Here is a 26609-nt window from a genome sequence, read left to right on the forward strand (position 1 = left end):
AAGCTTGCAACTGTTGTTGAAAATGAATCTCGTCTATGTTATACTGAGTACATGAATGAGAATGAATATCAGGAGGTAATCACCATGAAGGCATATTTACAGATCATGCAGGTCATCGGCCGTGAAATCATCGATTCGCGCGGCAATCCGACGGTCGAGGCGGAGGTCACGCTCGAGGATGGTTCCGTCGGCCGCGCAGCCGCTCCGTCGGGCGCTTCGACGGGTGAGTTCGAGGCACTGGAGCTCCGCGACGGCGACAAGTCGAAGTTCGGCGGCAAGGGCGTCTCGAAGGCGGTTGCGAACATCAACGAGAAGATCGCACCGGCGCTCGTCGGCGCGGATGCTTCGGACATCTATGCGGTCGATGCCATCATGCTCAAGCTTGACGGCACGGAAGACAAGTCGAACCTCGGTGCAAACGCCATCCTCGCGGTCTCGCTCGCAGCGGCCAAGGCAGCGGCGAAGTCGCAGGACATCCCGCTCTACCGTTTCCTCGGCGGCATCAGCGGCAATCACCTGCCGGTGCCGATGATGAACATCCTCAATGGTGGCGCACATGCGACGAACTCGGTCGACACGCAGGAGTTCATGATCATGCCGGCCGGCGCACCGTCGTTCCGCGAGGGCCTGCGCTGGGCAACGGAGGTCTTCCACGCACTGCAGGCACTGCTCAAGAAGGAAGGCCAGACGACGGCTGTCGGCGATGAGGGCGGCTTCGCGCCGAATCTCAAGAGCGATGAGGACACGATCGAGCACATCCTCACGGCCATCCGCAATGCGGGCTACGAGCCGGGCCGCGACTTCGTGCTGGCGATGGATGCGGCTTCTTCGGAGTGGAAGAGCGAGAAGGGCAAGGGCTTCTACAAGCAGCCGAAGTCGGGCAAGGAATTCACGTCGGATGAGCTCATCGCGCACTGGAAGAGCCTCATCGAGAAGTACCCGATTTACTCCATCGAGGACGGCCTCGATGAGGAGGACTGGGAAGGCTGGCAGAAGATGACGAAGGAGCTCGGCGACAAGGTCCAGCTCGTCGGCGACGACCTCTTCGTCACGAACACGAAGCGCCTCAAGAAGGGCATCGAGCTCGGCTGCGGCAACAGCATCCTCATCAAGCTCAACCAGATCGGCACGCTGTCGGAGACGCTCGAGGCCATCAAGATGGCACACGAGGCGGGTTACACGGCTATCGTCTCGCATCGCTCGGGCGAGACGGAGGACACGACAATCGCGGACCTCGCCGTTGCGCTCAATACGAACCAGATCAAGACGGGCGCGCCCTCGCGTTCCGAGCGCGTTGCCAAGTACAACCAGCTGCTGCGCATCGAGGAAGAGCTCGGCGCAAGCGCGGTATATCCGGGCAAGGCGGCTTTTAGATTCCAGAAGTAAGGTGTAGTATTACTCGCACGAAGGGGCGGGGTGGACAAAAGACGTCACATTGATTTGTGGCGTCTTTTTGGTGCCAGCATGTTGAGGACTTCTCCGTTGCGAGCGCGGAGGTATGTATTTTGGCTTCGGCGCTCCGCTAAATGGATTTGGATTCTCACGCCCGCAGGCTGGAGGGGCAGGGCGGGCAACACTGCGCGACGGCGGGCTGCTAAATCGATTTTTTCCCTTTCAATGCATCCTGACAAAAGAGCGAAACGCGCTTCGCTTGGACGATGCTCTTTTGTCAGGGTCTTGGTGGGGAAAAAATCGATTCTTCACGCAGACCGCCGAACGCTCCGTTTATGCCCACCCTGCCCCTCCATGCGGAAGTGACGGTATCCGATTCTCGCGATAGTAAGTTACTGGTATGGCGGTTGCGCAGGCAGTATCGTCTTGCGGCGCTGCTCTGGCGTTCGAGCGGAGGGAGGTATTTCGCCTGCAAGAGCGGAGCGATTTGCCCGAAGGGCTGTGCCCTGACGCGGAGCAGCTTAGCATGCGATGTCGGAACGCCGTGGCAGGCGGCGAGGTGGCCTCTATGGAAGGCTTGTCATAGGGCACATTCAGCGGAGCGATGAAGCCGAAATATCTCCCTGCGCGCTCAATTTCACGAAAAAGCGGTAAGCCGCAAGTCATAGAAACTTGCAGTTTACCGCTTTTGTGATGCGATTCTCATGTGTTTCAGGAGAGTATGCCGGCCATCTTGAGCAGGTAGCGTGCGTTGGTGGTGTGGCAGCGGCCGGGGCGGATCTTGAAGTCGAAGTGGATCTTATCATCGGGGTAGGATTCTTCGAAGTGGAAGTTCTTGATCGGCAGGTCGTTTGGCGACTGGAGGTCGCAGAGCTCGAAGTCGTGGGTGGTGACGAGGGTGATGCAGGAGGGGCGCGTGAGGCGCTTGATGGCTTCGGCGGCGCCGGTGATGCGGTCGGCGGAGTTCGTGCCCTTGAAGATCTCGTCGATGCAGAGCAAGAGCGGCCGCTCCTCTTGGCTTGCCTCGACCATCTGGCGGATGCGCAGGATCTCGGCGTAGAAGGTCGAGATACCGCGCGAGAGGTCGTCGCTGACGTGAATCGAAGTGTAGACGGCCATCGGCGTCAGTGCGAAGTGCTCGGCGCAGACGGGGGCACCGGCGTAGGCGAGGATGGCGGAGGTCGCGAGTGTGCGCATGTACGTCGTCTTGCCGCTCATGTTCGAGCCGGTGATGATGCAGGTGCCAGCTGTGAAGGAGGCGTCATTCGGCACGGCTTTCGCTTCTTCGATGAGCAATGGCGTCACGGCCTTGCCGGTGAGCTCCGGCCCGCCCGTGCAGAGCTCTGGCCAGCAGACGGCTTGGCGCGTGAGCGCCGGCGTGGCGAGGGAGAGCAGGGCCTCGACTTCGGCCCAGGCCGTGAGGTGGCGGCGCAGGCTGCGGCCGTTTGCTTCCTTCCAGGCGAAGAGGCGCGCTGTGCAGTGGAGGTCCCAGAGGCAGGCGGTGTTGGCGACGAGGAAGAAGAAGACATTGCGCCGCATGGCGGCGAGGTCGGCGAGCTTTGCGAGGCCGCGCAGCCCCTCTGAGGAGCGTTGCTCGCGCAGGTCCTTCTGGATGGCGAGCAAGAGCGGGCTCCTGTAGTCGGCCTCCTCGAGTCTGGCGAGCAGCTGCTCGTAGACGCTGAGCTCCTGCGGTAGGGCCATGAGTGGGGCGAGCAGGGCCTGGCTGCGCCGCAGCAGCAGGAAGGAGAGCAGGAGCTGCAAGGAGAGGAGCAGCCCCGGTATGGTGACATCGAGCCGTCCGGCGATGGCCAGTGCGAGCGTGGCGAGGGAGAGCACTGGCAGCAGGAAGGAGAGCAGGCGCAGTGCTTTGCTCTTCTTGATGCTCGCCTGCTCGAGCATCGTGCAGAAATCCGAGAGGTCGGTGCCGAGCGGCAGCAGGTGACTCATGGCCTCGAGGTCTAGGAGCTCCTGCGGCTTCCCGCTGAGCTCGCGGACGGCCTGCTGGCGCAGGCGGATGGCGTCGGCTGCATCGGGGAAGGGGGAGAGCAGGGCGGCGAGCCGCTCGCGGCCGGCCTTGGTGCGCGCAGCCGAGAGGTACTGGTAGAGCGAAGCCCTGCCGAAGATCGGCAGATCGGCTTCCTGCGGCCGGTCTTCGCGCATGAGATCATGGCCGTGATCGGAGAAGTCGCGCCACTTGCCCGACTTTCGGTCGAGGAAAGCCTGCACGCAGCCGAGATGGCTTTCCGTCAGCAGCTTCGCGAAGCTGGCCTTCTGGTGGCGCCGGACGAGCAGCAGGAAGGCGGCGAGCAGCAGGACGCCGCAGATGGTGCCGAGCACATGGCCGTCAAAGCCCGCGGCAAAGGTGAAGACCATGGCGAGGAAGGAGACGGTGCGAAGCAGTACGAGGCGCTGCAGGCGCTGTTTTTGCCGCCTGATGGCCTGCAGGTCGCGTTGCTGCCATTCGTGGAAATCAATCATCGTATCACCTCAAGTGTGTCGTAATCTGACTATCAGTATACCACGGCTGGCTGGGGAAAAGCTGATGGTGCTGCTCGATTGTCGGCGCCTTCGTTTTCCTGTATAATAAAGAATAAGAGCAAATCACGAAAGGAAGTCATACTATGGCAGAGAATGAAGCCATCCGGCGCCTGCAGGCGAGCATCGACATGCTCAAGGAACGCATGCGCATCGACTCGAACGACCTCGAGTACGAGTCGCACCTGCGCCAGAAGCGCCAGCTGCAGCGCATCCTGGACCGCCTGCTGGCCAAGGAAGCGGACGAGAAGAAGCCGCTCTGAAATCCTTAGGATCTTTTCATTTTTTCAGGAAGTATTCAGCCAAGCTCGATACAATACAAACATCAAAAAGTCAAAGAGAGGATGACCAATATGTCAAAGCGCATGACGATGGATGAAGTGCTCAAGGAGTACGGTGTCCCGCAGATCAAGCTCGATATACATGCGACGCGCAGTGAACTCCTGAAGCTCCGCGAGAAGCTCATGGCAATCCGTGACCTGTCTGCAGGCAAGGAGCAGGGCTATCTCGATATCGACTGCAAGCTCTACATCGATGTCGATGACATCGACCGCTATCTGTCGGGCGAGCTCGACACGATCGGTGAGATCTACGCGTTCCCGGAGGATATCAAGTCGTATCGGGAAGAGTGACGTTAAAACATTTTGTTTCTATAGATAAAGGAGAATCATTGATGAATATCAAGAAGACACTGTCAGCCCTCATGGTCGGTGCCATGGTTCTTTCCGCAGCACCGGTACTACCCGCCTCTGCCTCCTTTGTGAGCACGGCCTATGCGGCCAAGGGCGGTGCGAAGATGAGCATCCCGAAGTCGGCTCCGGCGCCGAAGGCACCGGCTGCCGGCGCGACGAGCAACGCGAATACGAGCAAGTCCGTCTCGGGCAATGGCTCTTCGTATGCGCCGTCTAAGGATGCCAAGAGCCTCGAGAAGAACGCGCCGGCTGCGAATGCGAAGTCGAATACGGCTGCTGCAAATGCGAACACGCAGAGTTCGAGCCGCCTCGGCAGCATCATGCGCGGCATCGGCATCTTTGCGGGCGGCATGCTGCTCGGCTCGATGCTCTCGCATCTCTTCGGCATGGGCAGCGGCATGTTCGCCGACATCATGGGCCTCTTGATAAACGGCCTGCTGATCGTCGTCGCCATCATGGCCGTGCGCTGGCTCTGGAATAAGTTCCGCGGCAATAAGCCAAATGCCAGCCGTCCGAGTGACTACCGCCAGGACCTCGAGATGCGCCAGCAGCCGATGGACAGTCAGCCGCAGATGCGCACGCCAATCCACGATATCAAGCCGCGCGGTAACGACTATGAGCCGAAGTCCACGGCGGACCGCTACCGCAACCGCTGATGATTTCCTCAATCACGATGCTGAGCCTGTAGGCCGGTATCCCACATTCAGAAAGAAGTGTACCCAATGGCAAAAACATCTACGCTCGCGAAGGTCGACGACCTCATCGCGCGTTACCCCGTCCTCTCCGTCTGCCGCGATGACCTCATCGCGGCGGTCAAGGCTATCTGCGAGAGCTATGCAGGCGGCCACAAGCTCATCGCCTGCGGCAATGGCGGCAGTGCCTCGGATGCCGAGCACATCGTCGGCGAGCTCATGAAGGGCTTCCTGCTGCCGCGCAAGCTCGGTGCGGATATGGAGAAGAAGATGCGCGCCGTCTGCCCGGAGGAGGCCGACTACTTCATGGAGAATCTGCAGGGCGCCCTGCCGGCGCTCTCGATGGTCAATCAGGTCGCACTCAACACGGCCTTCGCCAACGACCAGGCACCGGACCTCTCGTTTGCCCAGCAGCTCCTCGGCATGGGCGACGAGGGCGATGTCCTGCTCGCCATCTCGACTTCGGGCAACTCGACGAACGTCATCTACGCCCTACAGATGGCAAAGGTCAAGGGCGTCCGCACGATCGCGCTGACGGGCAAGTCGGGCGGCAAGATCAAGAGCCGCAATCTTGCGGACATCACGATCTGCGTGCCGGACGATGAGACGTTCCGCATCCAGGAACTCCACCTGCCGGTCTACCACATGCTCTGCATCGCCGCAGAGAACGAATTCTTCGGCGATTGAACTCAGATATTTTCGGGGCCTGCTCCAAAGGAGCAGGCCCTTTTGCTATTCCGTAGGTGTGATGCTATGATAGAGACAGTTCATTCTGTCGTGTCGTTATCGCGTCTTTTCAGGGGGAATATCTATGCTGACCGCGTATCTGGCAGGCGTAGAGGGCCATCTGGCGCCGGCTCTCGTCATTTTTTTCTCGGCAATCCTGCAGTCCATCACGGGATTCGGCCTCGTCATTGTCGCCGCGCCGCTCTTGATGATCTTCTACGACCCGAAGCTCACGGTGCCGGTCATGCTGCTCTTGGCCTGCTGTGCCAACTTCTTCCAGGGTCTCTTCGCGCTGCGCACGGCGAACCTCAAGCTGGTCTTCTGGCTCTACCTCGGCGTGCTCTGCGGTCAGCCAATCGGTTTCTGGGCCTTCGACCATGCGTCGAGCGCAATGCTCAAGGTCTTCATCAGCGCCATCGTGCTGTTCTCGCTCGGCACGATGCAGGCCCTGCATCTGCGCATCCGCGAATGCCCGCGCAATTCCTACATCACGGGTATCTTCTCGGGCTTCACGTCCATCACGGCCGGCATGGGCGGCCCGCCGTTCCTCATCTACCTCGCCCACAGCAGGATGACGGTTGAGGTCATGCGCGCGACGTGCTTCGTCTTCTTCTTCCTCTGCAACATCACGTCGCTGACGAGCTATGAGCTCGGCGGCCTGCCAATCGCGCCGGCACTCGGCGAGTTCGTTTACCTGCTGCCGGCCCTCGTGCTGGGCATCCTCATCGGCCACGCCGCCTTCGCCTACGTGCCCAAGGCCCTCATCCGCCGCCTGATCTTCGTCCTGCTCTATGTCACCTGCATCTACACGATTGTTTCGGTGCTGCTGCACTGAGTGGATTTGCTTCTTATTAGAAAAAGTGATTTACATTGTCAAATATTATGATATAATAGACTCTGTGTTTGTGCACCTATAGTGCACAAAGATAATTTCTGGATAAGGAGTAATCATCATGAAACAGGAAGAGAATGAGTTCATGCGGCACGAGTTGCGGCTGCCTGAGCTCACGGTCCGCGGTATGATCCTGGGTGCCATCCTGACGGTTATCTTTACGGCATCGAACGTATACCTCGGACTCAAGGTCGGACTGACCTTCTCGTCGGCCATCCCGGCGGCTGTCATCTCGATGGCCATCCTCAAGATGGCCAAGGATTCGAACATCCTCGAGAACAACATGGTCCAGACGCAGGCATCGGCCGCGGGCACGCTGTCTGCCATCATCTTCATCATCCCGGGCATGCTGATGATCGGTTACTGGCAGGGCTTCGAGTTCTGGCAGACGCTGCTCGTCTCGGCCTGCGGCGGCTGCCTCGGTGTCCTCTTCACCATCCCGCTGCGCCGCGCGATGGTCGTGCACAGCGACCTCGCCTACCCGGAGGGCGTTGCGGCTGCTGAGATCCTCAAGGTCGGCAGTCACGATAAGTCGGATGAGAAGGGCGGCTCGGGCGTCAAGGAGATCGGCGCAGGCGGCATCTTTGCAGGCGTCGTCGCGTTCTGCACGAACGCGCTGCAGGTGCTCGGCTCTGAGCTTTCCTGCTGGATCCCGGTCGGCCGCGGTATGACGCAGCTGCCGCTCGGCTACTCGACGGCGCTCGTCGGCGCCGGCTACCTCATCGGCATCGCGGCGGGCCTCTCGATGCTCGTCGGCATCCTGATCGCCTGGGCTGGCTTCGTGCCGTACTACACGATCACGAGCCCGCTGCCGGACGGCATGACGCTGCAGAAGTTCGCCGGCTCGGTCTACCAGGAGCGCGTCCGCCTGATCGGCGCTGGCGCCATGGGCGTCGCAGCCGTCTGGACGCTGATCATGCTCGCAAAACCGGTCGTCGACGGCGTCAAGGAATCGCTGGCTGCGCTCCACACGCCGGACTCGGAGAAGGGCAAGCATCGCATGGATATCGACATGAGCATCCAGAGCATTGCCATGGTCTTCAGTCTGACGGTCGTCGGCCTCTTGGGCATCTTCTACGCCTTTGTCAGCCCGGAGGGCCTGCCGGTCTCGGAGAACCTGACGTTCACCTTTGTCGGCGTCGGCGTCGCTGTCCTCATGGGCTTCTTCGTCGCCGCGGCCTGCGCCTACATGGCCGGCCTCGTCGGCACGAGCTCGAGCCCAATCTCGGGCATCGGCATCCTCGCCATCATCGTGGCTTCACTCGTCATGTACGCGCTCTGCTCGTCCTTCGGCATCTTCTCCATGCCAGGCGGTGAGAAGTTCGCGACAGCGACGGCCATCTTCACTACGTCCATCATCATGGCGATTGCCTGCATCTCGAACGATAACATGCAGGACCTCAAGACGGGCTATCTCGTCGGCGCTACGCCGTGGCGCCAGCAGGTCGCCCTGCTGCTCGGCTGCGTCGTCGGCGCGCTCGTCATCGCACCGGTCCTGAACCTGCTCTACGAGGCGTACGGCTTCCCGGGTGCTCTGCCGCGTCCGGACATGGACCCGTCGCAGGCGCTCGCCGCACCGCAGGCAGCCCTGATGACGACGATTGCACAGGGCATCTTCTCGAGCACGCTGGCTTGGGACTACATCTACATCGGCCTCGGTCTCGGCGTCGTGCTCGTCGTCGTCGACCAGCTGCTCAAGCGAAATACGCGCAATCTCTGCCTGCCGCCGCTCGCCGTCGGCATGGGCATCTACCTGCCGCCTTCCGTGCAGACGCCGCTCGTCGTCGGCGCCGTGCTCGGCTACTTCCTGCGCAAGCACATGAAGGCCAAGTACGGTGAGGAAGAGGCCAAAGCTGGCTTCCGCCGCGGCACGCTGTTCGCTTCTGGCCTGATTGTCGGCGAGTCCATCGTCGGCGTCGTGCTCGCCGGTGTCATCGTCGCCTCCGTCACGAACGGCGGCTCTGAGGCCCCGCTGGCCATCGTCGGCAAGGATTTCGCCGGCACGGCCGAGTACCTCGGCCTCGCCGTCTTCGTGCTCGCCCTGCTCGTCTTCAGCAAGATCGTCCTCGGCAGCAAGAAGGCCTGATTGACGGATTGCGGCTTCCATCAAGACACATTCAAGAGACATTGCTCCGGCAATGTCTCTTTTTGTTGTGCACTACAGGCAGGATTTTGTGGTGCAGTTATGGAATAGAAGAAGTAGCAATATCATGAAAACAGCAAGAATGAGTCTTGCAGGGGGGTAATCATATGCCGATATCGGAAAAGAATCTGCTCAAACTCGCCAATGGCAGTGATGTGCGCGGCGTCTCGATTGAGGGCGTGGCGGACGAGCCGGTGACGCTCAATGCCGAGGCGGCCAACCGCATCACGAGCGGTTTCCTCGACTTCCTTTCGCAGAAGACGGGCAAGAAGGTCAAGGACCTGCGCATCGCGGTCGGCCACGACTCGCGCCTCTCGGCGCCGATGCTCAAGGAAGCAGTGCTCGAAGCGCTGACGTATGCCGGCGCTGTGACGGTCGACTGCGGCCTTGCGTCCACGCCGTCGATGTTCATGTCCATCGTCCTCCCCGAGACGAAGATGGACGGCTCTATCATGATCACGGCCAGCCATCTGCCGTTCAACCGCAACGGCCTCAAGTTCTTCACGAAGGACGGCGGCGTCGAGCATGAGGACATCATCGCCATCCTCGAGGCAGCAGCCCGCAGCCCGGAGGTCAAGGGCGACCTCGCGAAGGTCCAGAAGTACAACCTCATCGACCGCTACTGCCATCATCTGCGCAAGAAGATCCGCGCAGCGCTCAACATGGGCGACACGCCGCTCCGCGGCATGCACGTCGTCGTCGACGCCGGCAATGGTGCGGGCGGCTTCTTTGCGACGCAGGTGCTCGGCCGCCTCGGTGCCGACACGTCGGGCAGCATCTTCCTCGAGCCGGACGGCCACTTCCCGAACCACATCCCGAACCCGGAGAACAAGCAGGCCATGGCCGCCATCCGCAAGGCCGTGCTCGACAGCCATGCCGACCTCGGCCTGATCTTCGACACGGATGTCGACCGCATGAGCGCCGTCCTCAAGAACGGCAAGGAGATCAGCCGCAATGCCCTGATTGCCATGATGGCCGCCATCCTCGCGCCGGATTATCCGGGCAGCACGATCGTCACGGACTCGGTCACGAGCGACGAGCTCACCGAATTCCTGCAGGGCGAGCTCGGCCTGCGCCACCTGCGCTTCAAGCGCGGCTACAAGAACGTCATCGATGAGTGCATCCGCCTCAACAAAGAAGGCACCGTCTCGCCGCTGGCCATCGAGACGAGCGGCCACGGCGCCCTCTCGGAGAACTACTACCTCGATGACGGCGCTTATCTGGCCGTCAAGCTGCTGATTGCCGCCGCCAAGGCAAAGGCACAGGGCCGTCACCTCGCAGACCTCGTCAAGAAGCTCGGCGAACCAGTCGAGAGCCGCGAATACCGCATGAAGATCATGGGCGAGGACGACTTCCGCAGCTACGGTGCGAACGTCCTCAAAGTCTTCGAAGAGCGCGCTGCCGAGGCCGGCATCCGCGCGGCCAAGCCGTCGTACGAGGGCGTTCGCCTCGTCTTCCCCGATGGCTGGGCATTGCTGCGCATGAGCCTGCACGACCCGCAGATGCCGCTCAACATCGAGAGCCGCAAGAAGGGCGGCGTCGCCGAGATCGCCGCGAAAGTCCAGGAATTCCTCAAGGGCTTCACGAGCCTCGACATGAGCGTCTTCAAGGACTGACAACGTCATATCAGCATAAAAAAGCTGCTGCATCCGATGGTGCAGCAGCTTTTTTCGTATGAAGTTCGGGACAGTGTAGGAACGGTAGGCAAAGGGGCGGGGGCCAAGAGGCGGTCTCTCGTGCGGCTCATCTCCGAAGCGTACCTGAGAGCGGGGGCATGTATTTCGCCTGCAGGAGCGAAGTGACCGCCCGCAGGGCTGCGTCCCACTCCGCTAGTTCCTTGATGTATCGATGTCAAAGCGCCGCGGCAGGCGGCGAAGCATCTTGAAAGCACAGATGATCTGGGGCTGCATTCAACGGAGCGACGAAGCCGAAATACATGCCCCCGCTCCTTCTGAGATGTAAACACACTTGCCCTCGTTGCACGTTTCCCTTAACTCATCCCAGTAGCAGATCCCGATGGTCGAGCACGAATTTGCCGTTGGTGCAGGCCGGGCAGAAGCAGGTGTCGCCGCCGGCGGCTTTGACCTCCTGGCCCTTCTTGAGCATGGCGGCTGCCTGCTCCTCGCCGAAGAGCTCCTTGGCCTTGTCGGAGGCGAAGAACGGCAGGACATCGTCGATGCTCTCGACGCACTCGTTCAGTGCGGCGATGAGCTTCTCGGCCTTGGCATTCTCATCCGCCTTGCCGACAGAAGCGAGGTAATCCTTGGCGACGTCCTTGAGGCCAGCATAGGCGCTCGGCGCGTCGATGACACCCTGTACGTGCTGCAATACTTCTTCTTTCGTCATGATGACCATCCTTTCTGATATTGCCTGATTTCGTGGAAATCTTACATGTCAAGGATAGCACGCCATTATTGTAAAGTCAATAGTTACAAAAGAAATCTTAAAATGGACATAAAAAAAGCAGGCCATGCCTGCTCGATATTCTGCTTGGTGGAGACGAAGGGGATTGAACCCTCGACCTCTCGGATGCGAACCGAACGCTCTCCCAGCTGAGCTACGTCCCCAAGACAAGTTACAGTATAGCGCGTTTTGTCCTGCATTTCAAGTCTTTTTAAAACGATTCAAAATACATATTGATATAATGCAAAAAAGGAATGAAAGAATAGCACGGAGCCGGTCTGTTGAGCAGGAAAACACTGCCCGTCTGACGAACAAGAACGTAGTCGCCCCAGCGAGTTTCTATTGGATAATCCCTGTTTATCTATTGATTCATCTGGACTATTCTAGATAACCATCAACGGAATTTATAATGAATCGATGGGGGAATAGATATAGATATTTTACGCCATTCAGCGTATAATAAAATGAGAAGCCACAATAACGCGTCTGCCTTCTGCCTGCAATGGAAACGAGCCGCCGTTGCCAGGGGAGTCGCACAGGATCCGCAAGGATTACATGAGGAGGTAACAAAGTGGACAAACGGGAGAGTATGTGGGATGTATATCTCAGAAAAGGCATGAGCCGCCGCAGCTTTGTCAAGGGCTGCGTTGCACTGACGTCTCTGATGGGACTGAGCACGGATAAGCTCAGCAAAGTCGTCGAGGCTGCCGAGAAGAAGCCGCTTCCAGTCGTCATCTGGATTCACGGACACGAATGCACGGGCTGCGATGAGTCCTTCATCCGTTCCGGTTCTCCGTACGCTTCGGACGTCATCCTGAGCCAGGTTGCGCTCGAATACGATCATCTGCTTTCCGCTGCCAGCGGCGAGCCGTTCGAGGCACATCTCGAGGAGACAATCCAGAAGTACAAGGGCCAGTACATCCTGGCCGTCGAAGGCGCTGCCTGCACGAAGGACAACGGCGTCTACTGCATGAGCGGCGGTCATCCGTTCACGCATACGCTGCAGCGCGCTGCAGAGAATGCTGCTGCTGTCATCGCTTACGGCACTTGCGCCGTCTCGGGCGGCATCCAGGCTGCCAACCCGAACCCGACGGGGTCCTCGGGCATCACGAACTTCACGGGCAAGACGCCGGTCGTCAACGTTCCGGGTTGCCCGCCGATTCCAGAGGTCATGACGGGCGTCATCATGCACGTCGCTCTCTTTGGCACAGTGCCGCCGCTCGATGGCCAGGGCCGTCCGAAGCAGTTCTACGGCAACCGCATCCACGATACGTGCTATCGCCGTCCGTTCTTCGATGCCGGCATGTTCGCCGAGAGCTACGATGATGAGGGTTCGAAGGCTGGCTGGTGCCTCTACAAGCTCGGCTGCCGCGGACCGGAGACCTACAACTCCTGCGGCAACCTGCGCTGGTTCCAGGGCATGAGCTACCCGATTCAGTCTGGTGCACCGTGCATCGGCTGCTCGAATGCGCATTTCTGGGATGAGGGCAAGATGAGCGAGCGCCTGCCGAAGTTCGGCCAGCCGATCGGCGACGTCGATAAGATCGGCGCAGCCATCGCCGGTGTCACGGCTGTCGGTGTCGCCGCACATGGCGTTGCCAGTGTCGTACAGAAGAAGAAACGCGATGCCGCTAAGGAAGAAGAGAACGGGGAGCAGGTGAATAAATGAAACACGTAGTAGTAGATCCAATCACAAGAATTGAAGGCCATCTGCGCGTTGAGGTGCAGGTCGATGAAGGTTCGGGCAAGGTCACGGACGCCATCTCGTCCGGTACGGCATGGCGCGGCCTCGAGCTCGTCATGAAGGACCGCGACCCGCGCGACGCCTGGGCTTACATCCAGCGCATCTGCGGCGTCTGCACGAGCGCACACGCTCTGGGTTCCCTTCGCGCTGTCGAGGATGCCCTCGGCATCAAGATCCCGAAGAACGCCAACTACATCCGCAACATCATGGCAGCGACGCTGACGGTCCAGGACCACATCGTCCACTTCTACCACCTGCATGCACTCGACTGGGTCAGCCCGGTCGAGGCACTCGCCGCTGACCCTGTCGCGACGGCCAACCTGCAGGTCGCTGCACTCAACGCCTACAAGCTGCCGTTCAGCGCACCGGGCACGTCGGTGACGGAAGCGTACGACCACGCATTCCCGGCTGCTACGCCGCAGTACTTCGCAGAGATCAAGGGCAAGGTCCAGGCCATCGTCGAGAGCGGCCAGCTCGGCATCTTCTCGGCCAACTGGTGGGATCATCCGGATTACAAGCTGCTGCCGCCTGAGGTCCATCTCATGGCCATCGCACATTACCTCGAGATGCTCGACAAGCACCGCGATCTCGTCACGCCGCAGGTCATCTTCGGCGGCAAGAACCCGCATCCGCATTACTGCGTCGGCGGCATGCCGTGCTCCATCTCGCTGGAGGATGGCAATGCGCCGGTCAACACGGCCCGCCTCGGCATCGTTGACCGCGCGATCAACCTCGGCCGCACGCTCGTCAACAACTTCTACATCCCCGATGTCCTCGCAATCGGCGCCGCCTACGTCAAGGCTGGCCGCGTCGACGGCGGCGGTCTCGCCAAGGAGCGCGTGCTCGGCTACGGCTCCTATCCGATTGAGCCGTTCTCCGGCACGTCGAACGGCGACTTCTTCAAGAACCTGCTGATCCGCACGAACGGCGTTGTCGAGGACTTCGGCAAGGGCATCGATGCGGCAAAGGTCTACGAGATCGATGCAGAAGATATCACACAGCCGGAAGTCTTCACGGAAGGCGTCGAGCACTCGTGGTATGAGTACCCCGCAAACAGCGATCACGACCTCAATCCGTGGGACGGCGTGACGGCACCGAAGTTCACGGCACCGAAGGAAGGCACGCCGACGGACTGGAAGGCGCTCAACGAGCAGGGCAAGTACTCCTGGCTCAAGACGCCGAAATGGCGCGGCAAGCTCTGCGAGGTCGGTCCTCTCGCACGCTACATCATCATCTACACGAAGGCCAAGAAGGGCATGCTCGGCGAGCCGACCTGGGCTGAGAAGATGATGCTCGACCAGATCGACGCGGTATCGAAGGTCCTCAATCTTGCACCGGAAGTCTGGCTGCCGACGATGGTCGGCCGCACGGCTGCCCGCGGCCTCGACTGCCAGCTCAACGCAGAGATCAACAAGTTCTTCTTTGACAAGCTCATCGCCAACATCAAGTCGGGCGACACGAAGACGGCCAACATGGAGAAATGGGATCCGTCGACGTGGCCGAAGACGGCCAAGGGCGTCGGCCTCTACGAGGCTCCACGCGGCGCGCTCTCGCACTACATCGTCATCAAGGACGGCAAGACGGACAACTATCAGGCTGTCGTCCCGACGACCTGGAATGCATGCCCGCGCGACGACGAAGCCGGCCATGGCGCTTACGAGAAGGCCATGATGGACACGCAGGTCAAGATCGCAGACAAGCCGCTCGAGATCGTCAAGGTCGTCCGCTCCTTCGACCCGTGCATGGCCTGCGCTACGCACATGTTCAATGCGAAGGGCGAGAAGATCAATGTCATCACGACGGACCCGTACTCTGGCACGCACGTTGAGAAGTGAGCCAGGGTTCTGGTGGAAAGGAAAGGAATAGTAGAATGAAAGAAGAAAAACGGAAAGTCTACTACCTGTTCAGTCCGTTTCTGCGGATCTTCCATTGGATCATGGTGCTGTCGATCGTCACGCTGTTCATCACCGGCCTCCTGATCACGAAGCCGGTGACTGTGATGGGCATTGAGCCGACGTACACTTCCATGTCCATGGACTGGGTAAGGAATATCCACTTCATCGCGGCCTTCACGTTCTGCGCAGCCTTCATCCTGCGCATCTACGGCTACATCCGCTATCCGGGTGACCGACTCTTCCCGCGCGTCTGGAAGGGCCACTTCTACCGCGATACGATTGACGTCGCCCTGCACTACATGCTGCTGAAGCCGGGCCACGACCCGTACCTGCGCAATCCGCTGGCACGCACGTCGTACGTCGGCCTCTACGTGATGGTCCTCATCGAGATCCTCACGGGCTTTGCGATGTACTACATGACGGAGCCGAACAACATCGGCGGCATGCTCTTTGGCTGGGTCAATGTCGTGCTCGGCGGTGAGATGGTCACGCATTGGGTGCACCACATCGTCGCTTGGCTCATCATCGTCTTCGCCATCGGCCATGTCTACATGGTCCTGCGCGCAGACCTCATGGAAGCCGAGGGCGAGGCATCCTCGATGTTCTCCGGCGTGAAGTTCCTCGAGCATGTACCGCTCGATGCTCCGGAGATCAATGAAGAGGGCCCGAAGCCCAAGAAGAAGGATTGACAAAGGAGACTTAGACTCATGTGTAAAGAATGTGGCTGCGGCGAGACGAACGGCAATACGCGTCTCCAGTTCACAGTCAAAGGCTATACAGAAGAGAGTGCGAAGGAAGTAGAGAAGGCGCTGCTCGGCCTGCCGGGCGTGCTCTTCGTCCACATCCACGCGCACGACGGTGAGACGACGGTGGATTACAGCCCTGCCAAGACGAAACTCATGGACATCCTCGGTGTCCTGCAGGCTCGTAACCTCGAAGCCGCACTGTGATTGAACCGGTAATTTGATGGAACGCCTTCCCGGCTGTCAGGTAAGATGGCGGGGAAGGCGTTTTTCTGTGGAGGGAATCCCATGCATGAAATGGCGATTGCCGAGGGCGTGCTCGACATTGCCCTCGACTACGCAAAGAAGAACGATGCGACGTGCATCCGCGAGATCGGGCTGCTGATCGGCGAGATGTCGGGCGTCGTCGTCGACTCCCTGACGTTCTCATTCGACATGATTGCCAAGGGGACGATCGCGGAAGGCGCGAAGATCAAGGTCAAGCACGTGCCGCTCGTCGGCCGCTGCACGAAGTGCGGGAAGGAATTCCACATCGAGCACTACGATTTCTGGTGCCCGGAGTGCAAGGACGGCGTCCTCAAGACGATATCGGGACGCGAGATGCAAGTTGAATATCTGGAGGTGGATTAAATGGCTGAGATACAGGTCATGAAGAATATCCTGGGAGAGAATGACCGCGTGGCGGCTGAGAATCAGGCGCTGTTCGCGGAGAAGAATGTCTACGTCATCAATCTCATGGGCTCGCCGGGAGCCGGCAAGACGTCGGTGCTCGAAAAGACGATGGAGAAGCTCAAGGACAAGCTCAAGATGGCTGTCATCGAGGGTGACCTCTTCACGAGCAAGGATGCAGACCGCATCGAGAAGCACGGCGTGCCGGTCATCCAGATCAACACGGCCGGCGGCTGCCATCTCGATGCGCCGATGGTCCAGAAGGTCGCGCAGAAGCTCGACCTCGATGGTCTCGACCTGCTCGTCGTCGAGAATGTCGGCAACCTCGTCTGCCCGGCGGAGTTCGCCGTCGGTGAGGACGACAAGGGCGTCGTGCTCTCCATCACGGAGGGCGACGACAAGCCGATGAAGTACCCGCTGATCTTCAAGGAGTCGGCCATTGCGCTCTTGAACAAGGCGGACCTGCTGCCGTACTGCAACTTCGACATGGCGGCGGCCAAAGAAGACATCACGACGCTGCATCCGGGCATGGATGTCATCGAGGTCTCGTGCACGAAGGACCAGGGCCTCGACGAGTGGTGTGAGTGGCTGCTCAGCCGCGTCGCGGCAAAACAGAAGAAAGGGGAATGAGCATGGCAGACGTATTCGGCAATGACAGCGCGGTAGACCCTCGCATGGACGATGTGCTCCATCCGGCAGACGTGACGATTCTCGGCGTCGGCAACGTCATCCTGCGCGACGAGGGCTTCGGCGTGCGCGCCGCGGAATACCTCGATGCGCATTACGATTTCCCCGAGTCGGTGCAGGTCGTCGATGGCGGCACGCTCGGCATCGAGCTCACGCAATACGTGACGGGCACGAAGAAACTGCTCGTCATCGACTCCATCAACGGCGGGCAGGAGCCGGGCACGCGCTTCCACTTCCACAATGACGATATCATGACGCATTTCCAGGATAAGCTCAGCGCGCACGAGGTCGGCATCCAGGATGTCCTCGCGCTCTTGACGGTCACGGGCCGCAAGATCCCGGAAGTCGTCGTGCTCGGCGCGCAGCCGTACGACCTCGAGGCCGGCGTGGAGCTCAGCCCCGAGATGAAAGCGCTCCTGCCACTCGTCGCGCAGGAGGCCATCGATGTCCTCAAGGAATGGGGCATTGAAGTCAAGGAAAAAGCAGAGGAACGTTCGCTCGACTACGGCGTCGTCGCCGAGGAATGTGTCCGCGAAGAGATGAAATAAAACTAGATGAGATGGAATGACACGGAGGTATAGCTATGTGTTTGGCAGTTCCTGCTAAGGTAAAGGAAATCCATGATGCAGTGGGCAAGGTCGATATCTCGGGCGTGACGCGCGATATCAGCCTGATGCTGCTGCCGGAGACGCAGGTCGGCGACTACGTGCTCGTGCATGCCGGCTTTGCCATCCAGAAGGTCACGGAAGAGGAAGTCGCCGAGACGAATGCGCTGCTCGCCGAGATGAACGGCGCGCCGCGCACGGTCACGGACATCCCGGAAGAAGCGGGTGGTATGCAGGTATGACGGATATGACAGGTATGACGAAACAGGAAGAGCGCGAGCTCGCCAAGCGCCTCGTGGCGGAGATCGGCCGCATGGCCGAGACGGCCGGCCGCAAGCTGCGCTTCATGGAGGTCTGCGGCACCCATACGGTGGCCATCTTCCGCGCGGGCCTGCGCCAGATGCTGCCGGAGAACGTCGAGCTCGTCTCGGGGCCGGGCTGCCCCGTCTGTGTGACGCCGGACGACTACATGGATAAGGCCATCACCTACGCCCTGCGCGAGGATACCATCATCACGACGTTCGGCGACATGCTCAAGGTGCCGGGCTCGAAGTCGAGCCTCATGGAGGCGAAGGCAGAGGGGGCGGATATCCGCATCGTCTACTCGCCGCTCGACAGCATCCAGGTGGCAAAGGATAACCCCGACAAGAAGGTCATCTTCCTCGCGGTCGGCTTTGAGACGACGGCTCCGACGGCTGCTGCGACGGTCCTCGCGGCCAAGCAGCAGGGCATCGAGAACCTCTACATGCTGTCGGCCCAGAAGCTCGTGCCGCCCGCTCTGCGGGCACTGCTCAATGACCCGGAAGTGCGCGTCGACGGCTTCATCCTGCCGGGACACGTCTCCGTCATCACGGGCACGGATGTCTTCTCATTCCTCACGGAAGAGTATCACATGCCGGGCGTCGTCACGGGCTTTGAGCCGCTGCAGATCCTGCGCTCGCTCTACCGCCTGATGCAGCAGGTGACGAAGGGCGAGGCGCGCATCGAGAACGAGTACGGCAGCGTCGTGCACGAGGGCGGCAGCCCTGCCGCCCAGCGCGCGACGGACCTCGTCTACGAGCCGGCCGATGCGGCCTGGCGTGGCATCGGCATCATCCCGATGTCGGGCCTGCGCATGCGCGACTCGTTCGCGGCTTATGACATCGAGCGGCTGCTGCCGCTCGACGTGCCGATGGGCAAGAACAAGCCGGGCTGCCGTTGCGGCGAGGTGCTGCGCGGCATCGTGACGCCGAAGGAGTGCCCGCTCTTCGGCAAGGCCTGCGTGCCGACGCACGCCGTCGGCCCCTGCATGGTCTCGGTCGAAGGCGTCTGCGCGGCTTGGTATAAATACGGTCAGGGGAGATTTTCATATGGCAGATGAACGCATTACGATGGCGCACGGCGCCGGTGGCAAGATGAGCCAGCAGCTCATGCAGGAGGTCATCCTGCCGGAGTTCGCGAACCCGTACCTCAATGAACTGCACGACGGCGCATCCGTGACGATGAGCGGCCGCGTCGCCTTCACGACGGACTCGTACGTCGTGCAGCCGCTGTTCTTCAACGGCGGCAATATCGGCAAGCTGGCCGTCTGCGGCACGGTCAACGACCTCTCGATGACGGGCGCTGTACCGCGCTACATCTCGGTCGGCATGATCCTTGAGGAGGGCTTCCTCATCGAGGACCTGCGCAAGATCGCGCACACGATGCGCGAGATGGCCGATGAGGCCGGCATCGCCATTGTCACGGGCGACACGAAGGTCGTCGAGCGCGGCAAGGCCGACGGCATCTTCATCAACACGGCCGGCATCGGCGACATCATCCCGGGCACTTCCATCTCGCCGCACCACGTGACGCCTGGCATGAAGGTCCTGCTCTCCGGCTTCATCGGCGACCACGCGGCGACGGTGCTCGCCGGACGCCACGGGCTCGAGCTACCGGACACCATCAAGACGGACTGTGCGCCTCTGAATTCACTGACGCGCGCCATGCTCGAGGCAGCGCCGGACATCGCCGTGCTGCGCGACCCGACGCGCGGCGGCGTGGCGGCCGTCCTCAACGAGATTGCGGAGGCCTCGCACTGCGGCGTCCTCATTGATGAGGACGCCCTGCCCATCCGCGAGGAAGTCCGCGGCGTCTGCGACATCCTGGGCTTCGACCCGCTCTACCTCGCCAACGAGGGCAAGTGCATCGCCTTCGTGCCGGCTGAAGAAGCCGACAAGGTGCTCGCCGTCATGCGCGAGAACCCGTACGGCAAGGACGCCTGCCTGATCGGCGAGGTCACGGCTGAGGCGCCGGGGCAGGTCGGCCTGCGCACGGCCATCGGCGGCATCCGCATCGTCGACATGCCGCTCGGCAATCTCGTGCCGCGCATCTGCTGACAGCGCTTGACGTTGCAAAGGGATTTTTCTATAATAGTAGAGATAGTGAATCCTGTTTGCAAGGAGCTTACAGGAATGGGAACGAGGAAAGGACGATGACGGGATGGGAATCCGGAAGATCGGCTGCCTGCTGGCAGTCTGCCTGATGGTGTTCATGAGCCGCGCTTATGCCGAGAACATGCAGTTTGTCGATGCGAATGGCTCGACTGGATATTATGTGGATACGGATTCGATCTCGTCGGACCAGGTCGTGGAGAACGACGTGCAGAAGACGCTCTGGACGGCGCGCGTCGCCGTCATACGGGCTGATCTCAACCGCCGCTACATCTACCTGATGCAGTTCGACCCGGACAAGCGGATGTACCAGATCTTTGCCTCGGAAGTGCAGCGCTACGACACGAAGGACGTGCTGCAGTCGAGTGACCAGGCGGAACCGCCGAGGCCATACCTCGTGACTTCCCCGATGAATGAGATCGTCCAGTTCATCATGACGGCAAAGTCTTCGAGCACCGAATGACCGAGGATGACCGGGAATGACAATGAAATGACAAGAGCCTGCCCCCATGGGGCAGGCTCTTTCTGCAAGTTGGAGGTCCTGCAAAGGATTCTTGTTTGCGCCATAGCGCAGGGGCAGGGAAAAGAGACAAAAAAAGAGGACGCAGCTGCGTCCAAAAAGCAAGATCCAATATGAAATATAAGTGCTTTTGAGTATGTCGATCTCTCGACAAACTCATTATAGCGAGGCAGGACGGCTTTGTCCAGCCTTTTCGCCGCAAATCCTTGAACATTTTTTAGGGGGCATTCCTATGTCAAAAAACGCTGCGCTGAAGCAGCGGACAGCATATTTGTCCATTATCTCGAATACGACGCTCGTCGTCCTCAAGCTCATCGTCGGCATCTACGTCGGCGCGGTCAGCCTGATCTCGGAGGCGCTCCACTCGGGCGTCGACCTCATCGCTGCACTCATCGCCTTCTGGGCCGTGCGCAAGTCGGTGACGCCGCCTGACATGGAGCACGACTACGGCCACGGCAAGTACGAGAACCTCTCGGCGGCTGTCGAAGCCGTCTTGATCGTGGCGGCTGCGCTCGGCATCGTCTACGAGGCCGTGGACAAGTTCCACGAATCGGCCGTGCCGGAGACGCTGAGCTACGGCATCGCGATCATGGTCTTCTCCATCATCATCAACTTCTTCGTCTCGCACCGCCTGATCGTCGTGGCGAAGAAGACGGGCTCGCAGGCACTCGAGGCCGACGGCCTCCACCTGCGCGCCGACATCTGGACGTCGGTCGGTGTCCTCACCGGCCTCGTGCTCATGCAGGTCACGGGCTGGGCTTGGCTCGACCCGGTCATCGCCATCTTCGTCGCCGGCATCATCTTCCGCGCCGGCTGGCGCATGATCGTCGAGTCGACGATGCAGCTGACGGACGCGAGCCTGCCAGAGGAAGAGGAGATGCGCATCCGCAAGATCATCGAGAGCGTGCCGGAGGTCAAGGGCTGCCACTGCCTGAGAACGCGCCGCTCGGGCTCGTACAAGCTCTTGGATGTGCACGTGCTGTTCGACGGCACGATGCACCTCTCGCAGGTCCACGCGATCTGCGACGAGCTCGAGCAGCTCATCCGCAAGGAGTTTGGCACGTTCGACATCATGATCCATCCAGAGCCGGCCGGCTACCACGATGTCGAGACGAAGGTCAGCCTCTATGAGGAATCGCAGGCGGACGGTGGCCCGCAAAAAGCCTGAAGGCTTTCTTGCTATTTCCAAGAAACTATGCCAGAATAGACACAGATAGTATGAGCAGGCAGGTCGTAACCTGCAATACAGGCTTAAAGGGGAGAATGAACATGAAATTCCGCAAGCTCATCAGCGCCGTCATGAGCGCTGTCTTCCTCGTCTCGTCCATGGGCATCACGGCGGCCGCAACGCCGGAGACGGTCCAGGACAAGCTCGGGGCCATCGAGAAGGACACGTACGGCACGGTCCAGACGGGCGCGCTCGTCGACCGCATCAACAAGCTCGAGAAGGATTACGACGGCACGCACCGCAGTGGCAGCATGATGGCGCGCGTTAACGCCATCTACGATGAGGTCTACACGAACAGCACGAAGCCGTCGCTGCTCGCGGACCTCAACGCCGTCGAGTGGAACATCGGCCATGAGGTCAGCATGGAGCCGGTCGACTCCCGCATGGCGGACCTCGAGATGAGCATGACGGGCAAGACGGGCACGGGCACCTACAAGCAGCGCCTCGCCTCGCTCTCGAAGGCTTCGTTCGGCACGGCCGTCCTGCCGCTCGAACAGGTGCGCGTCCCGGCTGAGACGCTCATTAAGGTCGCGCTCGTCACGCCGGTCGACTCGGACAACCTCAAGGTCGGCGATACCATCCGCTACAAGATCGCGGATGACGTCATCGTCAACGGTAAGCTCGTCTTTGCCAAGGGCCTGCCGGGCGAGGGTACGGTGACGAAGGTCAAGCAGGCGCGCAACTTCGGCCGCAATGCGGAGGTCAACATCGACTTCAATAAGACGAAGTCCATCGATGGCACCTACGTCGACACCTACGTCGGCGAGGAGGCCAAGAAGGAGATGAAGAACCTCGCGATGGCCGCTGGTGCAAGCCTCGCAGGCATTGCCGTCCTCGGCCCGATTGGTATCGTCGCCGGCGCGTTCGTGCACGGCAAGGATGTTCGCCTGCCGGCAGGCACGGAGCTCTACATCCAGACGAAGGCCGACACGACGCTCTACGGTGTCGTGACGACGCAGGCACAGTGATAGAGGATGACGATGGGAGAAGGTCCCGCGCATGGCGCGGGGCCTTCTTTTTCCCTGTCAGGGCCAGCTGCTTTAGTACCAGCTGGCAAGACAGGGAACGGTTCTTCTGATATAATGAAGGATAGTCTTAGTTTGGAAAGGATGAAGACATGACTTCACATAGAATCACGCCACTCACGGAGAGCGGTCTCTTGTCGGCGCTGACGGTCATCCTGGCCCTGGCAGCGGTCTATCTGCCAGTTGTCGGCGTCGTGGCATCGCTGGTCTGGGCCATTCCGATCATCGTGCTCGTCGTGCGCCACGGCCTGCGCTGGGGCGTCATGGCTGTGCTCGTCTCGGGCGTCATCATGGCGCTGCTCATCGAGCCGACGATCTCATTGCGCATGGTCCTGTCCTTCGGCCCGACCGGCCTCATGCTCGGCTATGCCTTCCGGCACGGCTGGTCCGGCGCGCAGGCCTTCGGCACGACGCTCGTCGCGTCGGTCGCCGGCAAGCTGCTGACGTTCGGCCTGCTGTTCCTCTTGACTTCTGTCAATCCGCTCAACATGCAGATGGATGTCATGCAGCAGAGCTTTGACCAGACGTTTGCCGTCTACGAGCAGATGGGCCTCGACAAGGCCGCCATCGATGCGAGCCGCGCGCAGGTCCAGGAGGCGCTGACCTACCTGAACCTGCTCTTGCCGTTCATCGTCGGTGTCATGGGCCTGCTCGACGCAGCCGTCGCCTACATCATCGGCAGCCGCGTCCTGCGTCGCCTCGGCGAGTCCGTGCCGCAGCTGCCGCCCTTCGCGGAGTGGCGCCTGCCGCAGTTCTTCCTGTACCTGCTCGGCTTTGCACTCGTCGGCATCTACTGGGGCGGCTCGCGTGAGATACAGCCGCTCTATCAGGCGGCCTTCAACCTCAACATGGTGGCGATGGGCGCCGGTGTCATCCAGGGCCTCTCGCTCATGAGCTATGCCATGGACCGCTTCCGCGTGGGCAAGGTCATGCGCGTCTGCCTCTACGCCTTTGTGCTGCTCGGCGGCGTTCTCGTGCAGATCCTGGCCTTCACAGGCCTTTTCGATATGTTGTTCGATTATCGACGCCGCTTCGGCAAGAAGACGTCCTGAACGTACGGAACATCCTGAACGGGTGCGGCGACCGCCAAGGTCGTCGCACATAATAGGAATGAGGTGAAACAATGCCGCGGAATCTCTCGGCATGGATCGATCTTTCGATACATCTGTTCGTCATACTGATGCTCATCGGCATCCTGTCGTGCTACAATCATTTCATCGCCGCGATCTCCTTCGTCGTCTGGCTCTGCCTCGCCTTCTTCGCAAAGGAGCGCTGCCACGACCGCTCTCGGCGCTTTGAGCGCTACTGCCGCAATGTCGTGCGCAACCTCAATGAGATGATGAATTACGCCATCGAGGACCTGCCGCAGGGCATCCTGATCGTCAATCAGGAGGGACGCATCCAGTGGTGCAATGAGCGCATGGCGGAGTACGCCGGCACGAAGCCGGAGCAGGATACGGATGTCAAGGATATCTGGCCCGCCATCATCATCGGGCCGGTCTGGGGCACAGTCGGCGAGTACGTCTTCGCCAATGAGGACCACTACTATCAGGTGCGCTACCGGCCTGTCCCCGTGCCGCCGCATCAGACGCCGCTGATGGCGCTCTACGTGCAGGACATCACGGGCTTCGAGACCTTGCGCAATTCGTACAAGCTTAGCCGTACGGTCCTCGCCTACATCCAGATTGACAATTACGATGAGGTCATCCAGGGCCTCGACGAGGCGGCGCGCACAGCGCTCTTGCTCTCGGTCAACCAGCAGCTCGACAACTGGATGAAGAGCCTCGGCGGCTTCATGCGGCGCGTGTCGGATGACCTCTACGTCGTCATCCTCGAGCGCAAGGCACTCGACAAGGCCATCGCGGCCCGTTTCGACATCCTCGACAAGGTCCGCCAGCTGCATAGCGCGAACCGCCTGCCCGTCACGCTGTCGATGGGCGTGGCGGTGGCCGACTGCCAGAGCATGGCCGACCTCGGCACGCAGGCCCAGGCAGGGCTCGACCTCGCGCTCGGCCGCGGCGGCGACCAGGTCGCCGTGCAGATCGGCGGCAAGACGCAGTTCTTCGGCGGCCGCGCGAAGGCCGTGGAGAAGCACACGCGCGTCAAGGCGCGCGTCGTCGCCCACGCCATCCGCGAGATCATGGACGGCGCGGACGCCGTCTTCGTCATGGGCCACCACAACGAGGACTTCGACTGCTTCGGCGCCTCGATGGGCGTGGCCAAGATGGCGCGCCAGCTCGGCAAGCCCGTCAAGATTGTGCTGTCCGACATGAACGAGGGCATCGGCAAGTTCTCCGATATCCTCAAGGACAACGAGGAATACCAGGACATCATCGTGCGGGCAAGTGACCTCGTCAACATGACGGCGCTCAACCCTGTGCTCGTCGTCGTCGACACGCACATCCCGCACCTCGTCGCGGCGCCGGCGCTACTCGAGCGCATCCACCGCGTCATCGTCATCGACCACCACCGCCGCAGCGAGCACTTCATCAAGAACCCGCTGCTCGTCTACATCGAGCCGGCCTCGAGCTCGTCGAGTGAGCTCGTCACGGAGCTCTTGATGTACTTCAGCGATAACCTCGTGCTCTCGCGCGTCGAGGCCACGGCGCTCTACTCGGGCCTCGTCGTCGACACGAAGAACTTCGCCGTGCAGACGGGCGTGCGCACCTTCGATGCCGCGGCCTACCTGCGGCGCAGCGGCGCTGACCCCGTCATGGTCCGCCATCTCTTCCGCACGGACTACGAGACGACAGTCGCGCTCGCGAAGGCAGAGGCGCGCTCGGAGTTCTACGAGGGCGGCCTCATCGTCTCGACCTGTCCCGAGCTCATCTCGAACGGCCAGGTCATCGCGGCGCAGGTCGCAGACTCGCTGCTGCGCATCGAGAACGTGCGCATGAGCATCGTCGTCTTCCAGCTCACGGAGGACACGGTGGGCATCAGCGCGCGCTCGACGGGCGAGCTCAATGTCCAGGTCATCATGGAGGCGTTTGGCGGCGGCGGCCACCAGAACGTCGCCGGCGCCCAGATCAAGGGCGGCAATGTCGAAGATATCAAGCAAAAGGCAATCGAGATTGCCAAGAAGTACATAGAGGAGTTTGATCAAGATGAAAGTAATCTTACAGCAGGACGTTAAGAAACTCGGTAAAAAAGGCGATATCGTCGAGGTATCGGAGGGCTACGGCCGCAATTTCCTGCTGCCGCGCAAGGCAGCAGTGCTGGCCACCGCACAGAACCTCAACGTGGCGAACGCAAAGGCCGGCTCCAAGGCCCGCAAGGAGGCCATGGCCGCAGATGAGGCCAAGCTCATGGCAAAGCAGCTCGAGAAGGTCGAGGTCAAGATCCCGGTCCGCATCGGCGAGGGCGGCAAGCTCTTCGGCAGCGTGACGGGCAAGGACGTGTCGGAGGCACTCAAGAAGCAGCACATCGACATCGACAAGCGCAAGATCACCATCCAGGGTGAAGTGACGGGCACTGGCGTCTACGAGGCGGTCATCAAGGTTCATCCGACTGTCACGAGCAAGATCAAGGTCAGCGTCGTCGCAGAGTGATTGACTAAGAAGAAGCCTCCTCGCAAGAGGGGGCTTTTTGGTTCACAGTATCATCGAGT

At 60.7% G+C, this 26609-nt stretch carries 26 protein-coding genes and 1 tRNA gene; 24 read left to right on the plus strand and 3 right to left on the minus strand.

Features of this window, described 5'->3' with window-relative positions; translation table 11 throughout:
- Positions 1-84: 84 nt before the first annotated feature.
- Positions 85-1386, plus strand: a complete 1302-nt coding sequence (gene eno / locus MITSMUL_RS05575) for a phosphopyruvate hydratase (protein ID WP_040635577.1) — start codon at positions 85-87, stop codon at positions 1384-1386.
- 717 nt (positions 1387-2103) lie between these two features.
- Here the strand turns inward: eno and MITSMUL_RS05580 are convergent.
- Positions 2104-3870 (minus strand): MutS-related protein, encoded by a 1767-nt coding sequence (locus MITSMUL_RS05580; RefSeq protein WP_005840766.1) that lies wholly within the window; start codon positions 3868-3870, stop codon positions 2104-2106.
- Between the two features lie 143 nt (positions 3871-4013).
- On the opposite strand from MITSMUL_RS05580, the gene MITSMUL_RS05585 reads away from it, so the two are divergent.
- The 7 genes from MITSMUL_RS05585 (at position 4014) to MITSMUL_RS05615 (ending at position 10688) form a co-directional block, all read left to right on the plus strand.
- Complete coding sequence (locus MITSMUL_RS05585) at positions 4014-4190, plus strand: hypothetical protein (RefSeq protein ID WP_005840769.1); 177 nt, start codon at positions 4014-4016, stop codon at positions 4188-4190.
- Between the two features lie 90 nt (positions 4191-4280).
- Positions 4281-4559 carry a hypothetical protein gene (locus tag MITSMUL_RS05590; protein ID WP_040635579.1) on the plus strand — a complete coding sequence of 93 codons (279 nt, stop codon included), beginning with the start codon at positions 4281-4283 and terminating at the stop codon, positions 4557-4559.
- 41 nt (positions 4560-4600) lie between these two features.
- A complete protein-coding gene (locus MITSMUL_RS05595) occupies positions 4601-5275 on the plus strand; it encodes a hypothetical protein (protein WP_005840774.1) in 675 nt (224 codons plus the stop codon).
- A 66-nt stretch (positions 5276-5341) separates the two neighbouring features.
- Positions 5342-5998, plus strand: a complete 657-nt coding sequence (locus tag MITSMUL_RS05600; protein ID WP_005840776.1) for a D-sedoheptulose-7-phosphate isomerase — start codon at positions 5342-5344, stop codon at positions 5996-5998.
- A 124-nt stretch (positions 5999-6122) separates the two neighbouring features.
- On the plus strand, positions 6123-6872 hold the full coding sequence (locus MITSMUL_RS05605) for a sulfite exporter TauE/SafE family protein (RefSeq protein ID WP_005840778.1): 750 nt from the start codon (positions 6123-6125) through the stop codon (positions 6870-6872).
- A 118-nt stretch (positions 6873-6990) separates the two neighbouring features.
- Positions 6991-9015: an OPT family oligopeptide transporter gene (locus tag MITSMUL_RS05610; protein ID WP_005840780.1), complete on the plus strand. Its 2025-nt coding sequence runs from the start codon at positions 6991-6993 to the stop codon at positions 9013-9015.
- A gap of 164 nt (positions 9016-9179) precedes the next feature.
- Positions 9180-10688, plus strand: coding sequence for a phosphohexomutase domain-containing protein (locus tag MITSMUL_RS05615; RefSeq protein ID WP_005840782.1), 1509 nt, complete (start codon positions 9180-9182; stop codon positions 10686-10688).
- A gap of 379 nt (positions 10689-11067) precedes the next feature.
- On the opposite strand, the gene MITSMUL_RS05620 is transcribed toward MITSMUL_RS05615, so the two are convergent.
- Together MITSMUL_RS05620 and MITSMUL_RS05625 are read right to left on the minus strand one after the other, a co-directional pair.
- Positions 11068-11418 carry a hypothetical protein gene (locus tag MITSMUL_RS05620; protein ID WP_040635933.1) on the minus strand — a complete coding sequence of 117 codons (351 nt, stop codon included), beginning with the start codon at positions 11416-11418 and terminating at the stop codon, positions 11068-11070.
- A gap of 145 nt (positions 11419-11563) precedes the next feature.
- A tRNA-Ala gene (locus MITSMUL_RS05625) sits at positions 11564-11639 on the minus strand.
- Positions 11640-12046: 407 nt separating this feature from the next.
- Between MITSMUL_RS05625 and MITSMUL_RS05630 the strand changes: the two genes are divergently transcribed.
- From MITSMUL_RS05630 to rplI, 16 genes are all read left to right on the plus strand, one after another.
- Positions 12047-13144, plus strand: coding sequence for a hydrogenase small subunit (locus MITSMUL_RS05630; RefSeq protein ID WP_040635581.1), 1098 nt, complete (start codon positions 12047-12049; stop codon positions 13142-13144).
- On the plus strand, positions 13141-15054 hold the full coding sequence (locus MITSMUL_RS05635; protein WP_005840788.1) for a nickel-dependent hydrogenase large subunit: 1914 nt from the start codon (positions 13141-13143) through the stop codon (positions 15052-15054). The genes MITSMUL_RS05630 and MITSMUL_RS05635 overlap by 4 nt, the downstream gene beginning before the upstream one ends.
- Before the next feature lie 35 nt (positions 15055-15089).
- A complete protein-coding gene (gene cybH, locus MITSMUL_RS05640; RefSeq protein WP_005840790.1) occupies positions 15090-15803 on the plus strand; it encodes a Ni/Fe-hydrogenase, b-type cytochrome subunit in 714 nt (237 codons plus the stop codon).
- A gap of 18 nt (positions 15804-15821) precedes the next feature.
- Entirely contained in the window at positions 15822-16064 is a 243-nt protein-coding gene (locus MITSMUL_RS05645; RefSeq protein WP_005840792.1) for a heavy-metal-associated domain-containing protein, read from the plus strand.
- Between the two features lie 81 nt (positions 16065-16145).
- Positions 16146-16487 (plus strand): hydrogenase maturation nickel metallochaperone HypA, encoded by a 342-nt coding sequence (gene hypA / locus MITSMUL_RS05650; RefSeq protein ID WP_040635583.1) that lies wholly within the window; start codon positions 16146-16148, stop codon positions 16485-16487.
- Positions 16488-17156 (plus strand): hydrogenase nickel incorporation protein HypB, encoded by a 669-nt coding sequence (gene hypB / locus MITSMUL_RS05655; RefSeq protein ID WP_005840795.1) that lies wholly within the window; start codon positions 16488-16490, stop codon positions 17154-17156.
- On the plus strand, positions 17153-17761 hold the full coding sequence (locus MITSMUL_RS05660) for a HyaD/HybD family hydrogenase maturation endopeptidase (RefSeq protein ID WP_005840797.1): 609 nt from the start codon (positions 17153-17155) through the stop codon (positions 17759-17761). Before hypB ends, MITSMUL_RS05660 begins: the two co-directional genes overlap by 4 nt.
- 35 nt (positions 17762-17796) lie before the next feature.
- A complete protein-coding gene (locus MITSMUL_RS05665) occupies positions 17797-18060 on the plus strand; it encodes a HypC/HybG/HupF family hydrogenase formation chaperone (RefSeq protein ID WP_005840799.1) in 264 nt (87 codons plus the stop codon).
- Positions 18061-18074: 14 nt separating this feature from the next.
- On the plus strand, positions 18075-19178 hold the full coding sequence (gene hypD / locus MITSMUL_RS05670; protein ID WP_084778570.1) for a hydrogenase formation protein HypD: 1104 nt from the start codon (positions 18075-18077) through the stop codon (positions 19176-19178).
- Positions 19168-20175, plus strand: a complete 1008-nt coding sequence (hypE, locus tag MITSMUL_RS05675; protein ID WP_005840802.1) for a hydrogenase expression/formation protein HypE — start codon at positions 19168-19170, stop codon at positions 20173-20175. Before hypD ends, hypE begins: the two co-directional genes overlap by 11 nt.
- Positions 20176-20278: 103 nt before the next feature.
- A complete protein-coding gene (locus MITSMUL_RS05680; protein WP_005840804.1) occupies positions 20279-20692 on the plus strand; it encodes a hypothetical protein in 414 nt (137 codons plus the stop codon).
- A 289-nt stretch (positions 20693-20981) separates the two neighbouring features.
- On the plus strand, positions 20982-21917 hold the full coding sequence (locus tag MITSMUL_RS05685) for a cation diffusion facilitator family transporter (protein WP_005840807.1): 936 nt from the start codon (positions 20982-20984) through the stop codon (positions 21915-21917).
- Positions 21918-22018: 101 nt separating this feature from the next.
- Complete coding sequence (locus MITSMUL_RS05690; protein WP_040635585.1) at positions 22019-22945, plus strand: hypothetical protein; 927 nt, start codon at positions 22019-22021, stop codon at positions 22943-22945.
- A gap of 149 nt (positions 22946-23094) precedes the next feature.
- Positions 23095-24054: a YybS family protein gene (locus MITSMUL_RS05695; protein WP_005840812.1), complete on the plus strand. Its 960-nt coding sequence runs from the start codon at positions 23095-23097 to the stop codon at positions 24052-24054.
- 71 nt (positions 24055-24125) lie between these two features.
- Complete coding sequence (locus MITSMUL_RS05700) at positions 24126-26135, plus strand: DHH family phosphoesterase (RefSeq protein WP_005840813.1); 2010 nt, start codon at positions 24126-24128, stop codon at positions 26133-26135.
- Positions 26107-26550: a 50S ribosomal protein L9 gene (gene rplI / locus MITSMUL_RS05705; RefSeq protein WP_005840815.1), complete on the plus strand. Its 444-nt coding sequence runs from the start codon at positions 26107-26109 to the stop codon at positions 26548-26550. Before MITSMUL_RS05700 ends, rplI begins: the two co-directional genes overlap by 29 nt.
- Positions 26551-26609 lie beyond the last annotated feature (59 nt).

The sequence above is a fragment of the Mitsuokella multacida DSM 20544 genome, assembly GCF_000155955.1.
Classification (GTDB): domain Bacteria; phylum Bacillota; class Negativicutes; order Selenomonadales; family Selenomonadaceae; genus Mitsuokella; species Mitsuokella multacida.